The following is a 301-nucleotide window of genomic DNA, read 5'->3' as shown; positions in this document are numbered from 1 at the left end:
CAGAAGAGATTAACCGTGTTGCTGATAAGACAGGTGTTAGGGCATCTTATTCAGTAGAAACTACAGGAACCTTTGCCGTAAAAGCTGGTTCTACAAGCTCAGATTTTGCGATCAATGGCGTAACTATTGGTCAAACTGATTATCAAGATGGGGATCAAAATGGTGCCCTAGTAGCTGCTATAAATTCAGTTAAGGATACAACAGGGGTTGAAGCTAGTTTAGATTCTGGTGGTAAGCTAGTTTTAACTAGTTCTGATGGTCGTGGTATAGAAATCACTGGTTCCATGGGTGCAGGTTCAGG

General features: G+C 41.9%; 1 protein-coding gene. It reads left to right on the top strand.

Going from position 1 to position 301, the window contains the following annotated elements; genetic code table 11:
* Positions 1-301: flagellin hook IN motif-containing protein (locus tag FMM56_RS04705; RefSeq protein WP_317845770.1), on the top strand; the 301-nt coding region annotated here is incomplete at both ends.

It is taken from the genome of Campylobacter sp. LR264d, from assembly GCF_008633895.1.
Classification (GTDB): Bacteria; Campylobacterota; Campylobacteria; order Campylobacterales; family Campylobacteraceae; genus Campylobacter_D.
This window is presented reverse-complemented; position numbering and strand designations above follow the sequence as displayed.